Origin of the sequence: Methylobacterium fujisawaense, assembly GCF_014138435.1 — a bacterium.
In the GTDB taxonomy this organism is placed as follows: domain Bacteria; phylum Pseudomonadota; class Alphaproteobacteria; order Rhizobiales; family Beijerinckiaceae; genus Methylobacterium; species Methylobacterium fujisawaense.
The window spans coordinates 749,554-765,749 of record NZ_JACJIM010000002.1; the positions used below are offsets into that span (position 1 = coordinate 749,554).

Annotated in this window: 12 protein-coding genes; 7 read left to right on the forward strand and 5 right to left on the reverse strand. The window is 69.4% G+C overall.

The window, feature by feature from the left end:
* The first annotated feature begins 69 nt into the window (after window positions 1-69).
* Both GGQ91_RS08330 and GGQ91_RS08335 read left to right on the forward strand, forming a co-directional pair.
* A complete protein-coding gene (locus tag GGQ91_RS08330; protein WP_210281165.1) occupies window positions 70-2,214 on the forward strand; it encodes a M48 family metallopeptidase in 2,145 nt (714 codons plus the stop codon).
* The gene (locus GGQ91_RS08335) at window positions 2,211-2,738 is read left to right on the forward strand and encodes a hypothetical protein (RefSeq protein ID WP_236952967.1); all 528 of its coding nucleotides are present in this window, start codon (window positions 2,211-2,213) and stop codon (window positions 2,736-2,738) included. The genes GGQ91_RS08330 and GGQ91_RS08335 overlap by 4 nt, the downstream gene beginning before the upstream one ends.
* A gap of 356 nt (window positions 2,739-3,094) precedes the next feature.
* Here GGQ91_RS08335 and GGQ91_RS08340 read toward each other — a convergent pair whose 3' ends face one another.
* Both GGQ91_RS08340 and GGQ91_RS08345 read right to left on the reverse strand, forming a co-directional pair.
* Window positions 3,095-3,781 (reverse strand): glycosyltransferase family 25 protein, encoded by a 687-nt coding sequence (locus tag GGQ91_RS08340; protein ID WP_374701326.1) that lies wholly within the window; start codon window positions 3,779-3,781, stop codon window positions 3,095-3,097.
* A gap of 144 nt (window positions 3,782-3,925) precedes the next feature.
* The gene (locus tag GGQ91_RS08345; protein ID WP_246410602.1) at window positions 3,926-5,275 is read right to left on the reverse strand and encodes an O-antigen ligase family protein; all 1,350 of its coding nucleotides are present in this window, start codon (window positions 5,273-5,275) and stop codon (window positions 3,926-3,928) included.
* A gap of 417 nt (window positions 5,276-5,692) precedes the next feature.
* Between GGQ91_RS08345 and GGQ91_RS08350 the strand changes: the two genes are divergently transcribed.
* The 3 genes from GGQ91_RS08350 to GGQ91_RS08360 all read left to right on the forward strand — a co-directional run bounded on the left by GGQ91_RS08350 (window position 5,693) and on the right by GGQ91_RS08360 (window position 10,554).
* On the forward strand, window positions 5,693-6,091 hold the full coding sequence (locus tag GGQ91_RS08350) for a hypothetical protein (protein ID WP_043351879.1): 399 nt from the start codon (window positions 5,693-5,695) through the stop codon (window positions 6,089-6,091).
* 193 nt (window positions 6,092-6,284) lie between these two features.
* Window positions 6,285-7,394, forward strand: coding sequence for an efflux RND transporter periplasmic adaptor subunit (locus GGQ91_RS08355; RefSeq protein WP_182591752.1), 1,110 nt, complete (start codon window positions 6,285-6,287; stop codon window positions 7,392-7,394).
* Entirely contained in the window at window positions 7,387-10,554 is a 3,168-nt protein-coding gene (locus GGQ91_RS08360) for an efflux RND transporter permease subunit (RefSeq protein WP_053610601.1), read from the forward strand. The genes GGQ91_RS08355 and GGQ91_RS08360 overlap by 8 nt, the downstream gene beginning before the upstream one ends.
* Window positions 10,555-10,596: 42 nt before the next feature.
* On the opposite strand, the gene GGQ91_RS08365 is transcribed toward GGQ91_RS08360, so the two are convergent.
* The 3 genes from GGQ91_RS08365 to GGQ91_RS08375 form a co-directional block, all read right to left on the reverse strand.
* Window positions 10,597-11,379 (reverse strand): ATP-binding cassette domain-containing protein, encoded by a 783-nt coding sequence (locus tag GGQ91_RS08365; protein WP_182591753.1) that lies wholly within the window; start codon window positions 11,377-11,379, stop codon window positions 10,597-10,599.
* Window positions 11,380-11,476: 97 nt separating this feature from the next.
* Window positions 11,477-12,256: an ABC transporter permease gene (locus GGQ91_RS08370; protein WP_236952970.1), complete on the reverse strand. Its 780-nt coding sequence runs from the start codon at window positions 12,254-12,256 to the stop codon at window positions 11,477-11,479.
* An 8-nt stretch (window positions 12,257-12,264) separates the two neighbouring features.
* A complete protein-coding gene (locus GGQ91_RS08375; protein ID WP_182591754.1) occupies window positions 12,265-13,245 on the reverse strand; it encodes an aliphatic sulfonate ABC transporter substrate-binding protein in 981 nt (326 codons plus the stop codon).
* An 848-nt stretch (window positions 13,246-14,093) separates the two neighbouring features.
* Here GGQ91_RS08375 and GGQ91_RS08380 point away from each other — a divergent pair.
* Complete coding sequence (locus GGQ91_RS08380) at window positions 14,094-14,621, forward strand: DUF4188 domain-containing protein (protein ID WP_236952971.1); 528 nt, start codon at window positions 14,094-14,096, stop codon at window positions 14,619-14,621.
* A 162-nt stretch (window positions 14,622-14,783) separates the two neighbouring features.
* Complete coding sequence (locus GGQ91_RS08385; RefSeq protein ID WP_075381964.1) at window positions 14,784-16,124, forward strand: LLM class flavin-dependent oxidoreductase; 1,341 nt, start codon at window positions 14,784-14,786, stop codon at window positions 16,122-16,124.
* Window positions 16,125-16,196: the final 72 nt, after the last annotated feature.

Consider the following 16,196-nt stretch of genomic DNA (forward strand, 5'->3'; position numbering starts at 1 on the left):
GCCATCGTGCCGACGACACTTCAGGAGCGAGCCATCGCCGAGGAAACGTCCCTGCCAGAGCGCTCGCGTATGCGCATCCTCGCGAGCCTCATCGCGGCCACCGTGTTGCTGCCCCTCGCAATCCTGCTGCTCGGACTCTGGCAGGGCCAGCGCGGAACCGACGATTGGAGGGAATTCGCGACCGAGCATGACCGGCTCGCCGCGGCTGTGGCGGATCTGGAGGCCCGCGCTCCCCGGGACGGGCGCCCCGATTTCCGCCTGCAGTTCCGCCACGACGGCCACCTCTATGGCGGCCCCTACGCCGTGGTGAAGGCGCGCGAGGCCCGCGACGAAGCCGGCACCCTCGCTGCGGTGATGGATTGGCGCCACACGCTGCCGCCGGTGGCGGTCCTCGGTGGCGGCATCGCGGCAACGCTCTCCCTGCTCGTCCTGGTCGTCGGCGGTGTGCTCGGGCAGGTCGGACGCACCTCCCGCCAGACGCTGGTTCATGGCTTTTCGCTGGTGCGGCGGCTGCTCCCCGTCGTGCTCGCCGCTCAGATCGTCGCGGCGACCGCAGGCTTCGTCGCCATCGTTCTCTTCGAGGCAGGCTTGCTCATCCAGGGCGGCTTCACCGGCGGGGGCGCAAAGCTCCTGGGCCTCGCGGCCGCTGCGGCCGGCGGCACGATCATCGCCGCGGGGGGCGCACTGATCGGCCTGCGCCAAGCGCTCGTTGCCTTCGAGCCCGAGCCTCTGCCGATCCTCGGGCGCCAGATCGCGCCGGCCGAAGCTCCGGGTCTCTGGCGCCTCGTCGAAGCGATTGCCGATCGGATGGGCGCGCTTAAGCCCGAGGCCCTGGTCGTCGGCCTCACCGAGGGCTTCTTCGTCAGCGCGGGTCCGGCTGTACTCGAACCGGGCGGCACGCGTCTCGAGGGCCGGATCCTCTACGTACCGCTTCCCTATCTCGCCCTAATGCGCGTGGACGAGACGGCGGCGATCATCGGGCACGAACTCGCTCACTATGCCGGCGGCGACACCGACTACAGTCAGCGCTTCCTGCCGATCTACACGGGCGTCGGGCGTTCCCTCGATGCGCTCCTGAAGCGCGAGCGCGGCGGTCTCGGCCTGCTCGGACCGTCGGTGCGGCTGGGCCTGTTCGTGATGGAGCGCTTTCACCTTGCCGTGCGCCATTGGAGCCGGAAGCGCGAATTCGCCGCCGATGCAGCCGGCGCGGCTGCGACCTCGTCCGCCGCCTCTGCCCGGGCGCTCCTCCGCTCCGGCGCCGTGCGTCCGGGCATCGTGGACGTTCTGGAGACCGCTGCCGCTGCGCCGGCCGCGGCTTCTTCCGATCTCGTGGCGGCGGCTCTCGACCGGGCGATGGCGCGCGGCCTCGACGACCCGGCAGCGCGTCTCGAAGACGGACAGGCCCACCCGACCGACACCCATCCGCCGACCCGCGAGCGCATCGCGGCCCTCGGCCTGGCGGTCGATGCGGACCTACTGACGGCGGCTAGAGCCCCGCCTCCGGCTCGCGCCCGCGAACAGCTCGCAGCCTATTTCACCGATCCGTCCGGCCTGTGCCGGGCCGCAACGCAGGACTTCCTTGGCGCAGTCCAGGCGCGCGAGGCAGCCGCGCGCGCCCATCTGGAGGCCACCGCCGCGGAAGTCGGTCCCGAGGATCGGGTGCTGCGCGCCAGCCACCGTGCCCGCGGCCTCGCGTTCGCGGTGAGTGGCGGCTTCTTCGCCGCCGCCGCGCTGCCGCTCGCGCTGGTCCGCATTCCCGGCCTGTCGTCTTACGAGGCCCGCGTACTTCTGGTCGTGATGCTGGCCCTTGCCGCTGTTTTCTGCGTTGCCGGCACCTTCGTGCTGGCGCGGGGGGAGCCGATCACATTGATCCTGAGTCCGACCGGGCTGACGGCGCCGGGCCTCGACCGCGTGATACCCTGGGCGGCCATCGCGGATCTCGACATGACGCTGAGCCGCGGCGGGATCGCAATGCGGCTGTTGCTGCCGCCCGGCGCCGACTGGCCGGAGCGGGCACCAGGCCGGCACGCGATGAAGCTCGACCCCAAGCGCCGCATCGTGACCCTCACGGTCGGGCTGCCGCGCAAGATGAAGCCGCAGGATTTCGCCGATCTGATCGCCCGCTATCAAGCGGCCCATCAGGCTCGCCGCCTTCTGGCCGAACGTGCGCCGATCGCGACCCCCGCCGTCCCTCTCGAAACCCATCCTGCTTGAGGATCGCCATGACTCCCCCTGCGAAGACAGAGGCCGAGGAAACCCTGCGGCTGCCATCGGAGCGCACCAGCTGGACCGTGATCTTCGGAGTGCTGTTCGGCTTCGTCCTGTTCAGCGGCATCCTGGCAGCCAGCGCGCTCTACACGGCGCCTGTCTTGATTTCGGACTGGCAGGTCCGCGAGACGGCGCAGCCTGTCCCGCGCGCACGGGTGGCAGATGGCAAGTGCAACGCCAAGCTCGTCATCCACATCTGCAATGCGACACTGACGCTATCCACGCCTCGGGGCAGCACGACACGGCGGGTGAACTACGTCTTCTCCGGCCCGCAGGCCGCCAATTTCGACCTCGTGGTGATGGCCGACCCGGCGCGGCCCGATATCGTCACCACAAATCTCGGTCTCGACCGGTTATGGAATCGGACCATCACCCTTCTCGTGATCGATGGAGCCATCTTGGCCTGTATCGTCGGAGCGTTGGTGTCGATCATCCGCAACGGGCGCGCGGCCTTCCGGGTCGCCATGTGACCGGCAAACCGCTCGGCCGAACCACACCGGGCGATCAGGGGGGCTGCCGCTGCGCAAGCCGTCGACGGGACAGGATGCTGGTCTTCGCCGCGGCGGATGGCGGCCTCCGGCTGCGAACGTCGAGCGGACGCTTCCGCCGCGCATCACGGCGGACAGGTGGAGCGACAGACCCGGACAGACCCGGACAGACCCGGACAGACCCTCATTGAAACGTATGGTCATCCAGTATTAATGCACATAAAACGAATTTGTTTAAATATTTTTGACGGACGGGCAGCCTGCGCAGCCAGTCTTAAAATCGTAAAGACAGCGTAGAATTTTCCTTCGACCCGATCCGGGCTCGGGTACGGCTCATGTCACGCGAAGGGTGAAATCTCGTTCGTGAAGGTCATATTGACGGGCATCTTTTCCGTCAGGACCCTGCGCCGCGCAGCAAGCAGGGGTTTGAATAGGGCATTGCTCTTCAAGAATGCGCCGAGCTTCGAGCCGGACACGAAAATCGTGGACTCGAACGGCTTCAAGGCGACAACATTCGGTGAAACCACGCGACCGCGTGTGAGTGCGCCGTTCTCGAAGAAATAGTTCCAGTTGTCTGACGTGACCACGACGGGTCGATTGACGCGCAGGATTCCCTCGGCGGCCTCCCGCGTGATCACATAGGCTGCCGTGGAGCCGAGACCGCTCATCTGCATGGGCAAGCACAAGCGGTGATTGCCGATCGGCACGGCATCGACGGTACTGAAAACCCCGATGTTCTTCGGCCAGTTGAACATCAAGACGACATCGCCCGGTCGAAGGGCGGCCTCGATGCCAGCCACGATCCCGTGGATCTGCGGCGGCAGGACGACGTCATCCTCGACGATGAGCGCATAGGGCAGATCGCGGGCGATCAGGCGTTCGTAGGCGGCCATGTGGGACATCGCACAGCCGATCTGCCCAGGCGACAGATGAGGCGGGGGCGGAACGCGCGGATCCGGGACCGCGCCCTCGTACCCGGCAACCTCGAAATCCGGCCCCCAGGCTGCGGCGAGATGACGGGAGATGTACGCGTGCCGTTCCGGAAAACGACGCAAGGAAATTCCAAAACAATACATCGTGTTCACCTCTGTGTGGTGCCGGCTCACGAGACGGGGGGCCGACGGAGTTCGTGCCCGCGTCCAGGCCCCGCCGCCTCAGTCAGACACGGCTCAAGCCCGAAAGGCCGCACGCCCATGAATCATCCGCCCCGCGACGTTCCCTGACCCCATGACCGGCAAGAGCGCCGCGAACAGGAGTTGGTGCAGACCGTGATTGATGAAGAGCGGGCATTCCAGGCAGATGAGGACGCAGAGCTGGCTCATGAACAGGATCGGCCAAGCCTCCACATATCCGGACGAGCGCGCGAAGTGCGCGATAACCCGGCGCCCCATATCGAGGAATGTCACCGTAAAGACGATGAGACCGACGATGCCGAACGCGACGATGGCGTCGATGAAGTTGTTGTGGAAAAACCAAAGCTTTTGCTTGGTCACGAAATGCAGATATGCGGCCGTTGTGAGCGGGCTGTCCCAGTAAGCTCTGTATCCGACACCGATCAGCGGCTCGCGCCAGAATTGATCGAGTCCGAACTGCCAGAGGATCGTACGGCCCGTCAGCGTCCTGTCCTTGCCGAGGTCGGAGAGCAGGCTCGCCGAGATGTCTGCGCCTCGCGCGGCGAGCACGACAATGCCAATGCCCGCGAGTGCGATGACGAGGCCGAGGCAGAAGCCCGTCACGTGCTTGCCCTGCCGCCACGCGAAGATCGCGGCAAGGGGCGCCAGTCCCACCATCGCCGCCACCAGCGCCGTGGCCGAGTGGGTTGCCACGAGAAGCGCCAGCGCGAGGCCGAACCCCACAGCGGTGAGGAGTCGGTTCCAACCCTGGAGGAACAGGCAGGCTGCGCACAGGATCTGCAAGCTCGCCATGGAGCCCAGAACGTTCTTATGTGAATAGATGCCGGCCCAGTCGCCGTTCATCCCGCGTGTGAGGCTCGGGGCCATGACCGTGAGGATGGCCGACAGGATCTGAGCGAACAGAAGACCCAGGAAGACAATCCGGATAATGCGCGACAGACCCATCGTGGTGCGCAGCGCAATGCCGGCCACGATGGTCGCGAGCAATTGCAATCCGTAATAGGCCGAGAGGCCGGGTGTCAGGGACCACAGAGCCGACACGATCGCCAGGAGCGGCCAAGTCAGCAGCAGCAACCGACTTCCGAACAGGGTCGCGGCAAGGTCGCGGCGCAGGACCAGGAACACCAGGGCGGCGAGATCGGCACAGGCCCAGATCAGCCTTTCGAGACCCGGCAGCTTGATCTGCTCGCCGATCACGGGCGCGAAGACGAACAGGGCGATCCACGGGATGGCGGCGACGCCGAGCTTCGGCATGGCATCGGTCGCGCCTTCGTCGCGCGCCGCGCCGTTCCAGCGAGGACCGACGCCGGACGGGCCGAACGGTGACCACGCCACGCCCGCCGCATGTCCGGTTTCGAGGGTGGCCAAGTCGCGTGGAAACGCCATCGTTCGATCTCGGGTCCCCGGATGAGGCAGTGCCATCTCGGACGCGCGAGACCTCTACGGCCCGACGCAGCCGCGGACTCGGCCCCTCGCGATCCGACGCTAGCCCGACCGATGCGGGCGCTGAACTCGACCAAACGAGGTAGGGGCGGCTCGCGCGGCGGACGCCGTTGATCGGCCGAACCGACGCCGGATCACGCTCCGGCGGCACCGCCCGAGTTACGATGCCGCACCCAGGCCCGGCGGGGCGCCCCATGCGCGCCCCCCTGCGACGAAGGTCTGTTTTCATCAGCTCGGGGCACGTCAAACGCGCAGATGTCCCGATCGGACCCGACCGTTTCGAAGATCTTAGACAATCGGCACGGAACTCATGGGACGATTAGGCACTTGGACGTTCGTTGAATCTTGGAGGAGCGTTTGATGAAGGTCTCACGTCTGGCGGGCGCGGTTGCGCTTCTGGCCGTCGCTGCCGGTCCCGCTTTCGCGGCCCCGTGCAGCACTGGAACCACAAAATCGAAGACCCCTGATCAGCAGGCTTCCAACCCGAACAGCTCCGATGTCGACAAGTCGAGCAAGAATCTGGCCGGCGGCCAGCAGCCCGCCTCGCCCGGCACGGTCGGCGCCATGAACAACGCCGGCGCGACGCAGACCGCGGATCGACAGGCCCCGACCGATGCGGGTGCGAAGTCGAAGTCGACGGACCCGGCTGCCGCGAATCTGGCTGGTGGCCAGCAGCCCGCCTCGCCCGGCACAGTGGGCGCCATGAACAAGGCCGCTGCTGACAGGCAGACCGCTCCGGTCTCCGACGACGGCTGCTGATCCGAATCGTACCCTTTCCCGCTCTATGAAAGCCCGCTTCGCAGTGTCGAGGCGGGCTTTTTCGTTCCTGTCCTCCGGCCGCGGCGAACCCTGATTCCCGATTGAGCGAACCGGTTTGAACCGGCCAAGTTCGGGTGTATCTGGCATCGAAACCGGGTAGATTCGGCAATCGAGGTTAGGGGAGGAGTGCGACGTGGGTGGTCGCCGGGCGATGCTGCTCATCGGAGGGATGGTGCTCGCCGCGGCCGGTCTCGCCGTCACGCCACCGGGCGAAAGGCTGCGGGCGGATGCGGGCCCCATCATCGCGGAGATGCGGGCGCGGGCAACGGCGCTCGTCCCCGATTGGCGCGATGGTCCACCTGCAGCGGCACAGCTTCCGGCGCCGCGCACCGCCGTCGAGGATGGACGGACGGTGGTGCGGCTGACGGCAGCCGAGCGCGCGCGGATCGGGCTCGTGGCCGAGTCGCGGCCGGCCGTTCTTCACCGGCAGGAGCTGACCGCCTACGGCAGCGTCCTCGACCTCGCCCGGATCACCGAACTCACCAACAGCTATGCGGGCGCCGTCGCGGCGCTCCAGACGGCGCGCGCCCGTGTCGAAGTCTCGGCCAGTGCTGCCCGCCGGGCCCGTAACCTGGGCGCCGGCGTGGTGGCGGTGGCGCAGATCGAAACCGCCGAGGGCACGCTCCTGACCGATCAGGCGTCGATGACGGTGGCGGAGTCGCAGTTGCGGACGCTCGCCGCCACGGCGCGCCAGGAATGGGGTTCGGTGCTCGGCAAGGCGATCATCGAGCGGTCTCCGCTGGTGACGCGCCTGATCGAGCGGACCGATTTCCTCATGCAGGTCACCTTACCGCCCGGGGAGACGCTTCCCGAAGCGCCGCAGGCCGCCTTCGCCGAGGTGCCGCCCCAGAGCGCGCGGGTTGCCCTCCGGCCGGTCTCGCCCGCGACGCGGACCGATCCGCGGATCCAGGGGCAGAGCTTCTTCTACCTAGTCTCCAGCGACAGCGGCCTCCTGCCCGGCACCAGCACGATGGCGTTCCTGCCGGCGTCCCGCGCGGTCAAGGGCGTCCTCGTGCCGGAGGATGCCGTCGTCCACGGAGAGGGCGGCACCTGGGTGTATCGCGGCACCGGCGACGGCGCCTACGTGCGCCATCCGGTCCGGCCGGATGCCCCGATGTCGGCCGATGCCTTCGTCGTCGAGGACCTGCCGGACGGCAGCGAAATCGTGCTGCGGGGGGCGCAGGCGCTCCTCTCGGAGGAGATGAAGAACCGCATCCGCGTCGTGGGCGACGACGATGACTGAGCCCTCCCCTGCAGCCGGTCGCGGCGGTTTGCAGGCCGCCCTCGTGGGCTTCGCCGTCCGCCTGCCGCGGGTGGTCCTCGCGCTGGCCTGCGCGGTCCTGGTCTTCGGGCTCTACGTCCTCGCGGGGGCCCGGTACGATGTCTTCCCCGAGTTCGCGCCGCCGACGGTGACGATCCAGACCGAAGCACCGGGCCTCGATTCCGAACAGGTCGAGGTGCTGGTCACGCAGCCCGTCGAGGTGGCAGTCGGCGGCCTGCCGGGCCTGGAGACCCTGCGCTCCACCTCGATCCAGGGCCTGTCGGTGATCACCGCGGCGTTCAGGCCCGGCAGCGACGTCGACCGGATCCGCCAGCGGGTCAACGAGCGTCTGGCGGCGCTGGCCGGCCGCATGCCCGACGGCGTGGCAGCCCCCGCCATGACCCCGCTCACCTCTTCGACGCTCACCGTCCTCCTCGTCGGGCTGACCGCCGAGGCCCGCGACGCCATGGACCTGCGCCAGATCGCGGAATGGACCGTGCGCCGGCGGCTCCAGGCGGTGCCCGGCATCGCCCAGGTCTCGCTCTATGGCGGCGGCGTGCGCGCTCTGCAGGTTCAGGTCCGCTCCGACGACCTGATCCGCTTCCAGATCGGCCTCAACGACGTCCTGGCGGCCGCCCGAAAGGGGACCGGCGTGCGCGGGGCGGGCTTCGTCGACACGCCGAACCAGCGTGTCCTGCTCCGGACGGAGGGACAGTCCCTCACGCCGGAGGCGCTCGGACAGATCGTGCTGCACAACGACGGCGGGGCGAGCGTCGTGCTCTCGGATGTGGCCACCGTCACGGCCGCCCCGGAGCCGGCGATCAGCGCGGCCCTCGTGGACGGCAAGCCCGGCGTGCTGCTGATGGTCGGCGCCCAGGTGGGCGTCGACACGCGCGCCGTGACGGCCCGCCTGGAGGCGGCCCTGGACGAGCTGCGCCCGGTTCTGAAGCGCGAGGGCGTGAGCCTGCGGGCGGACCTGTTCCGGCCTGCGAACTTCGTGGATGTCGCCACGGGCAACGTGATCCAGGCGCTGGCGCTGGGCGGCGTGCTGGTGATGATCGTACTCCTCGTCTTCCTGGCGGATTGGCGGGCGGCGGTGATCAGTGCAGCGGCGATCCCGCTGTCGCTGATCACCGCCGCGCTCGTTCTCCAAGCCTGGGGCGAGAGCCTCAACACCATGACGCTGGGCGGGCTGGCCCTCGCCATCGGGGAGGTGGTCGACGACGCGGTGATCGGCGTCGAGAACGTCTCCCGCCGCCTGCGGGAGGCGCGGGGCGGACGGCGCAGCATCCCCCGCGTGGTTCTGGCCGCGATGCTCGAGGTGCGGACGTCGGTCGCCTACGCGACGCTCGCGGTGATCCTGATGTTCCTGCCCATCCTCGCGTTGACCGGCGTCGCCGGCCGGCTGTTCGGTCCGCTGGCGCTGGCCTACATCGCGGCGGTCGTCGCCTCGCTTCTGGTCGCGCTCACGGTCACGCCGGCCCTCGCGATCCTGCTCCTCGGCAGTCGTTTGACGCGCCATGCGGGCGCCGCTCCGCCCGACCCGCCGGTGGTGCGCTGGAGCCGGGCGGCCTATCTGCGGCTGCTCGCCGGCATCGGGCGGGTGCCGCGGATCGCCATGGCCGGCGCGCTGCTGGTGACCCTTGCGGGGGCCGCCATCCTGCCGACCCTCGGAGCGGTGTTCCTCCCCGACCTGAAGGAGGGACACATGATCCTGCACATGGTGGCCATTCCCGGCACCTCCCTGCAGGAATCGCAGCGGCTCGGGACCCTGATCACCGGCGATCTGAAGGAGATCCCCGGCGTGCGCGCCGTGGCGGCGCAGATCGGGCGCGCCGAGGCCGCCGAGGATACCGCCGGGCCGCATTACAGCGAGATCCACATCGATCTGGAGCCCGGCCTCGACGGGGCTGCTCAGCGCCGCGTCGAGGCCGGTATCCGGACGCTGATCGCCGGCTTCCCGGGGGCGGCCTTCTCGCTCAAGACCTTCCTCACCGAGCGCATCGAGGAGACCGTCTCGGGCTTCACCGCACCGGTCGTGGTCAACGTGATCGGCAGCGATCTCGACCGGATCGAAGCGGCGGCCCGCTCGGTCGCGCAGGAACTCTCGGAGGTGAAGGGTGCCCGGGACGTCCAGCAGGCCTCGCCCGCCGGGCTGCCGCAGGTCACGGTGGCGCTGCGCCCGGTGGATCTGCGGCATTGGGGCCTCGATCCCGTGGAGGTGCTGGAGGCGGTGCGCACCGCCTACCAGGGCGACACGGTGGGCCAGACCTATCGCGGCAACGCCGTGTTCAACGTGCTGGTGATCCTCGACGCACGCGTGCGGGATCGCCTCAGCGCGGTGGGGGACCTGCCCCTGCGGGCCCCCGGCGGGCGCTATGTCCGCCTGTCGCAGGTCGCCGACGTCTACGAGAGCGCCGGCCGATACCAAGTGCAGCATCTCGGAGCACAGCGCGTGCAGGCGGTGACCGCCAACGTCGCCGACCGCGATCTGGCGGGATTCGTGGCGGCGGCCAAGCGCAAGATCGCCCGCGAGGTTCGGCTGCCCGAGGGGGTCTACGTGACCTTCTCGGGCGCCGCCGAGGCCCAGGCGGCCGCCCGCCGCGACCTCCTCGTCCATGCCGGGCTCGCCGGCTTCGGGATCGTGGTGCTCCTCGCCATCGTGACCGGTTCGGCGGCGAACTTGCTGCTGGTGCTCGTCAACCTGCCCTTCGCCTTCGTGGGCGGCGTGGCCGCGGCGGCGCTGACCGGCGGGGTCTTGTCGCTCGGCTCGATCGTCGGGTTCGTGACCCTGTCGGGCATCTCGCTGCGTAACAGCGTGATGCTGATCGCCCATTACGAGCAGATGGTAACCCGGGACGGGCGATCCTGGGACGCGGCCACGGCGGCGGAGGGCGCCGCGGACCGGATGGTGCCGATCCTGATGACCTCCCTGGTCACGGGTCTCGGCCTGCTGCCGCTGGCGCTCGGCGCCGGCGAGCCCGGCCGTGAGATCGAGGGCCCGATGGCGCTCGTGATCCTCGGCGGCCTCGTCACCTCGACGGTGCTGAACCTGCTGATCCTGCCGGTGCTGGCGCTCCGCTTCGCCCGGTTCCGGCGCGTGGATCCCGCGGATCTGGAGCTGACCGCGATCGGGTCCTGACGGCGGGCCGATCCGGCCTCGCGCCGCAGGTCGCCGCTGGTCCTACCACCAGCTCGCGCGGGTCTCGGGGGCGGCCGGCCGGTTGGCCGAGGCCGGGCGCAGGGAGTGATCGAGGGCGGCCAGCACGCGGCGCACGGCGTCCTCGTAGGTCGCCGCCACCGGTTCGCGCGGCCGGGCGAGCCCGATCGGCACCGTCTCGTCCAGGCGTCCCGGCCGCGGCCGCATTACCACCACCCGGTCGGCCAGGGTGACGGCCTCTCCGACATCGTGCGTGACGATCAGGATCGTCGGCTTCGACTCGGCCCAGAGATCGAGGAGCTGCTCGTGCAATCCCTTCCGGGTGAAGGCGTCGAGGGCGGAGAACGGCTCGTCGAGGAGCAGGACCCGCGGCCGCGCCACGAAGGCCCGGGCGATGGCCACGCGCTGCTGCTGGCCTCCGGACAGTTCCCGGGGCCAGCGGCCACCGTGCTCGGCGAGGCCGACCCGCTCCAGAGCATGGGTCACGCGCGCCCGGCGCTCGGACCGCGGGAGGTCGGCGAGGCCGAAGCCGACATTGCCGGCCACGTCGAGCCAGGGCAGCAGCCGCGGCTCCTGGAACACGACGCCGACGCTCGGATGGGGCGCGCGGATCGTCTCGCCGTCGACCTGCACGGCGCCTTGGCTCGCCTGATCGAGCCCCGCGATCAGCCGGAGCAGCGTCGTCTTTCCGCAGCCCGAGCCGCCGATCAGCGCGACGATCTCGCCCTGCTGGACCGACAGGTCGATGCTCGACAGGGCCCGCGTGCCGTCGGCATAGGTCTTGGAGAGGTCGTCGACGGTCAGCACGGGCGTCTCTCGCGCGGTCGCGGGATGGGGATCGGATTGGAACCGCGGCGCGGGACCGTCCCCGGTTCCGCGCCGCGCGTCAGCCCCAATCCTGCGGTCACAGGCTGTCCCGCACGGTATCCTGCCATCGGGTCAGGGGCCGTGTCAGCGTCAGCAGGGCCATGTCGGCCGCCTTGCCCACGAGGGCAAAGGCGATGATCGCCGCCACGATCTGATCCGGCTTGCTGAACTGCTGGCCGTCCACGAGCAGATAGCCGAGGCCCTCGGAGGCGCCCATCAGTTCCGCCGCCACGACGAACAGGAAGCCGAGACCGAGCCCCGTGCGCAGCCCGACGAGGGTCGCCGGCAGCACGGCCGGCAACAGGATCCGGCGGGCGAGGGCAAGGCGGGACAGGCGGAAGATCCGCCCGACCTCGACCAGCTTGCGGTCCACCGAGGCGATCGCCCCCGAGACGCCGACATAGACGGGGAAGAACACGCCCACGGCGATCAACAGCACCTTCGGCGTCTCCAGGATGCCGAACCACAGGATGAAGAGCGGCACCCAGGCCAGAGACGGGACGGCGCGCAGGGCCTGCAGGCTCGGATCGACGAGCCAGCGCAGCAGCGGGATCGTCGCGACGAGGGCACCCGCGATGATCCCGGCCGCCGCTCCGCACAGGAAGCCGAGGCCGACCCGCACGAGGGTCGCCTCGACGTGAAGCCAGAGATCGCCCGACACCGCGAGCTCCCAGAGGGTCGCGCCGATCCGGCTCGGCGGCGGGAGCAGCCGTCCGGAGGCCGCGCCCGTCGCCACCGCGATCTCCCAACCGATCGCCGCGACGAGCGGCAACAGAAGCCCCAAACCCGCGCGGCCGCCCCGCCGCAGCAGCGGCACGCTGCCGCTCACTGTCCGGCGACGGGATTGAAGCGCGCGTCGAGCAGGCCGTCGACGGCCGCGGCCACGTCGGTACCCGCCGGGATCACGCCCGCCTGCTGCAGGGCTGTTCCGGCCGCCTTGATCGACTGGGCCTGGGCTGCGCCGATCGCCGGCTGGGACAGGTCGGTCCGCTCGAGCTGACGGGCGATCACCGGCTCGGGCAGCTTCGTGGCCGCAACGAGGGACGCGGCGAGGGCCTGGGGGTTGGCAAGCGCGTAGGCGCGGGCCCGCTCGTAGGCGGCGATCACCGTCCGGACGAGGTCGGGATGGGCCGTCGCGAACTCCTCCCGGACGTCCAGCAGGCCCCAGGTGTTTGCGGCGGCATCCCGGTAGAACAGCACGTCGCCGTTCTCGATCTCGGCGGCGGCCATCATCGGATCGAGGCCGGCCCAGGCATCGACGTCGCCGCGATCGAGGGCGGTCCGGCCGTCCGGATGCTGCAGCAGCACGAGCTTGGCGTCGCGCTCGGTGAGGCCGGCGCTCTGGAGCGCGCGGATCAGGAAGATGTGCGGATCGGTGCCCCGGGTGACGGCGACGCGCTTGCCCTTGAGATCGGCGGGCTTGGCGATGCCGCTGTCCTTGCGGGTGACGAGCGCCGTCCATTCCGGGCGCGAATAGGCGTAGATCGCCTTGATCGGATTGCCGTTGATCCGCGCCACGAGGGCTGCGGCGCCGGCCGCCGAGCCGAAATCGATGGCGCCGGCGTTCAGGAATTCGAGCGCCTTGTTGGAGCCGAGCGACTGGACCCAGCGGACCTTGATGCCCCGCGGCGCCAGCGCCTCCTCGAGGAAGCCCTTCTCCTTCAGGAGCAGGCCGACCGGATTGTAGGTCGCCCAGTCCAGGCGGACCTCCTTCGGATCCTCGGCCCGGGCCTCGCGCGACAAGAGGCTGCCCAGGCACGCCAGGGCGAGGCCGGCGGCCAGGAGGGATCGGCGGTTCGGGATCATGAATCGGGCCTGGCGTCTGAAGTGGGTGCGGCGGGAGGCGTTCGGTCTGCGGCGCCGTAGCACAGGTCCCGGTTCGCGGTGCGATCCGAGCCGGTTCCTTCGAGGCGGCCGCGTTCGGGGAGTCAGCAGCGGCGGCAGATCAGCCGGACGGGTCTTTCGGACCGCGGCGAGGTTCGAGCGCGAACCGTCCACCCGATCCGGACGGCGTCCCTGTTCGTCCCGGGGACATGACCGGACCGCCCATGCGTCTTCATCTTCCCTGCGCTGCCCTTACCGTGACAGTGAATACAAGATCCTGTCGGTCGGCCAAGGAGTCAACGAAACGGCTTTCTCTACTTTGATGGATGAAAGCAAGAATGTTCGTCATTTTGTGACAACACGAGAATATTTTGCGCTTGAACGGAGCGGCGATGCCACTGCGGTTCTCCGACCCTTCTGGGCGCCCATTCAGGCCAGCGACACGCCCTGCGTCCGACGACGGGGGCCGTTCGGCGCGATCGGGGACGTGTGCGGCGCGCAAGGGTGTCGAGCCGCTTGGCGGTCGCGCATCCCGGTTCATCGCGGCCGGTCTGCGCCACGCGGAATCCCGGGCGGACGTCCGGCAGCCGGCGTGCCCCGGCCTGAACCGACGTCGGATTGGATGCGACCCTCCCGCATCGTCGATTGCAGAGCCGGCTGCGTCGTCCCCCCGGGGGCCCGGTACATGGCGTCGGGATCGGCCTTCGTCATTCATCGCTCGATCACGAGATGTGCCGACCCTTCATGCGCGAATATTGATTTGCAGAAAGGCCGGTGAATATTATCGGTTTACGGGTTCGGGCGATTCACGCGGCGATACAGGCGCGATCATGGGGACGAGCATGGGCGCGAACCGGCACGAGCGGGTCCCGGACTTCTCGGGCTATCCGGATCTCGTCGTGATCTATCTCGGCATGAAAGTCCGGACGCTCGCCGGCGTCAGGACTCTCCTCGGCTTCGGACCGCGGATCGCCACGGTCGGCGCGGAACGCCCGGACGGCCTGCTGCACTACGAGAACAACATCATCTTCAGCCTGCGCCCGCTGCATCTGGGCATGCGCTGGTACTGGCGCGACATCGACAGCATGGTCGCCTGGGCGAAATCCGAGCCCCATCGGATCTGGTGGCGGGATTTCCTGCGGGACACGCGCGGCGTCGGCATCTGGCACGAGACCTACCACATGCGCGGCGGCATGGAGGCGATCTACAACGCCGTCCCGGGCGCGGTCGGTTTCTCGGCCTTCATGCCGATGCAGGAGGCGCGCGGCTCCCTGGCGACGCGGCACGCGCGGCATGCCACGTCCGATCTGCACGACCTTCCCTCGGGGAATGCGCCGGAAACGTCCGTGTCCCGCTGACGCGCGCCATGGGCCGTGCCCCGGTGCCGGCCGGTACCGTCCCAGCGGAAGCGGGATGAGCGTCGCGCGTACAACGCTGGGTTCGCTTGCACGGGTGGGTCGGCTAGACTCCGGCCCGCTCACGCGGCACGGAGCAGATCAGCCTCGATGACGGTCGGTTCGATGAGACAGGGCACCCTGCGCCTCGGCGCATTCTTCTACGCGACCGGCCACCATGTTGCGGGCTGGCGCCATTCCTCCAGCGAAGCCGACGGCGGTCTGGTCCTCGAGCGCTATGTCGGCTGGGCGCAGCGGGCCGAAGCCGCCAAGTTCGATCTCATCTTCCTCGAAGATGGCACCGGCATCCGCGACCTCGATCTCCGATCCAGCGAGCGCACCGCGCGCTCCACCCATTTCGAGCCGGTGACGCTCCTGTCGGCACTCGCGGCGGTGACGAGTCGGATCGGTCTCGTCGCCACCACCTCCACCAGCTTCAACGAGCCCTACAACGTCGCGCGCCGGTTCGCGTCCCTCGACCACCTCAGCGGCGGACGGGCCGGCTGGAATCTCGTCACCTCCGCGACCGACGCCGAGGCGGCGAATTTCGGCGGCGACCGGATCGCCCGCCACGCCGACCGCTACGAGCGCGCGGAGGAGTTCGTGGACGTGGTCCTCGGCCTCTGGAACACCTGGGACGATGGCGCGGTGATCATCGACCGCGCCAGCGGGCAATTCTCGAAGCCGGATGGCTTCCGCCCGTTGAACCACCGCGGCAGCCATTTCGAGGTGCGCGGGCCGCTCAACATCTCGCGCACGCCGCAGGGACAGCCCGTGCTGGTGCAGGCCGGCTCCTCCGGGCCCGGCAAGGATCTGGCAGCGCGCACCGCCGAGATCGTGTTCACGGCCAATCAGACGCTGGAGGAGGCGGTGGCCTTCTACGGCGACCTGAAGGAGCGGATGGCGCGGTTCGGCCGCGCCCCGGACGATCTGAAGGTGATGCCGGGCCTGTTTCCCGTCGTCGGCCGCAGCGAGGCCGAGGCGCGGGCGAAATTCGAAGCCCTGCAGGACCTGATCGATCCCGTCGTCGGCCTCGCGCTGCTCGGACGCATGATCGGCGGCCACGACCTGTCGGGCTACGATCCCGACGGGCCCGTCCCGGAATTGCCCGAGACGGACGGCATCAAGTCCCGCCAGCAGCTGATGGTCGATCTCGCCCGTCGCGAAGGTCTGACCCTGCGTCAGCTCTACCTGCGCATCGCGGGCGCCCGCGGCCACTCGCAGATCATCGGCACGGCCGCCCAGATCGCGGACGAGATGGAGGAGCGGTTCCGGGCTGGCGGGGCGGACGGCTTCAACATCATGCCCCCGACGCTGCCCGGCGGCCTCGAGGATTTCATCACGCTGGTCCTGCCGGAGCTTCGCCGGCGCGGCCTGTTCCGCACCGAGTACGAGGGCCGAACCCTGCGGGACCATCTCGGCTCGCGCCCGCCGGCAGGATTCGGGCCTCATCCAGCCAGGACCTAGGGTAGGCGGCCGGTCGCCGCGTGCAGCGACCGGCCTGCGGCGTCTTGGCCATTAAGATGATTGCGCACAAGC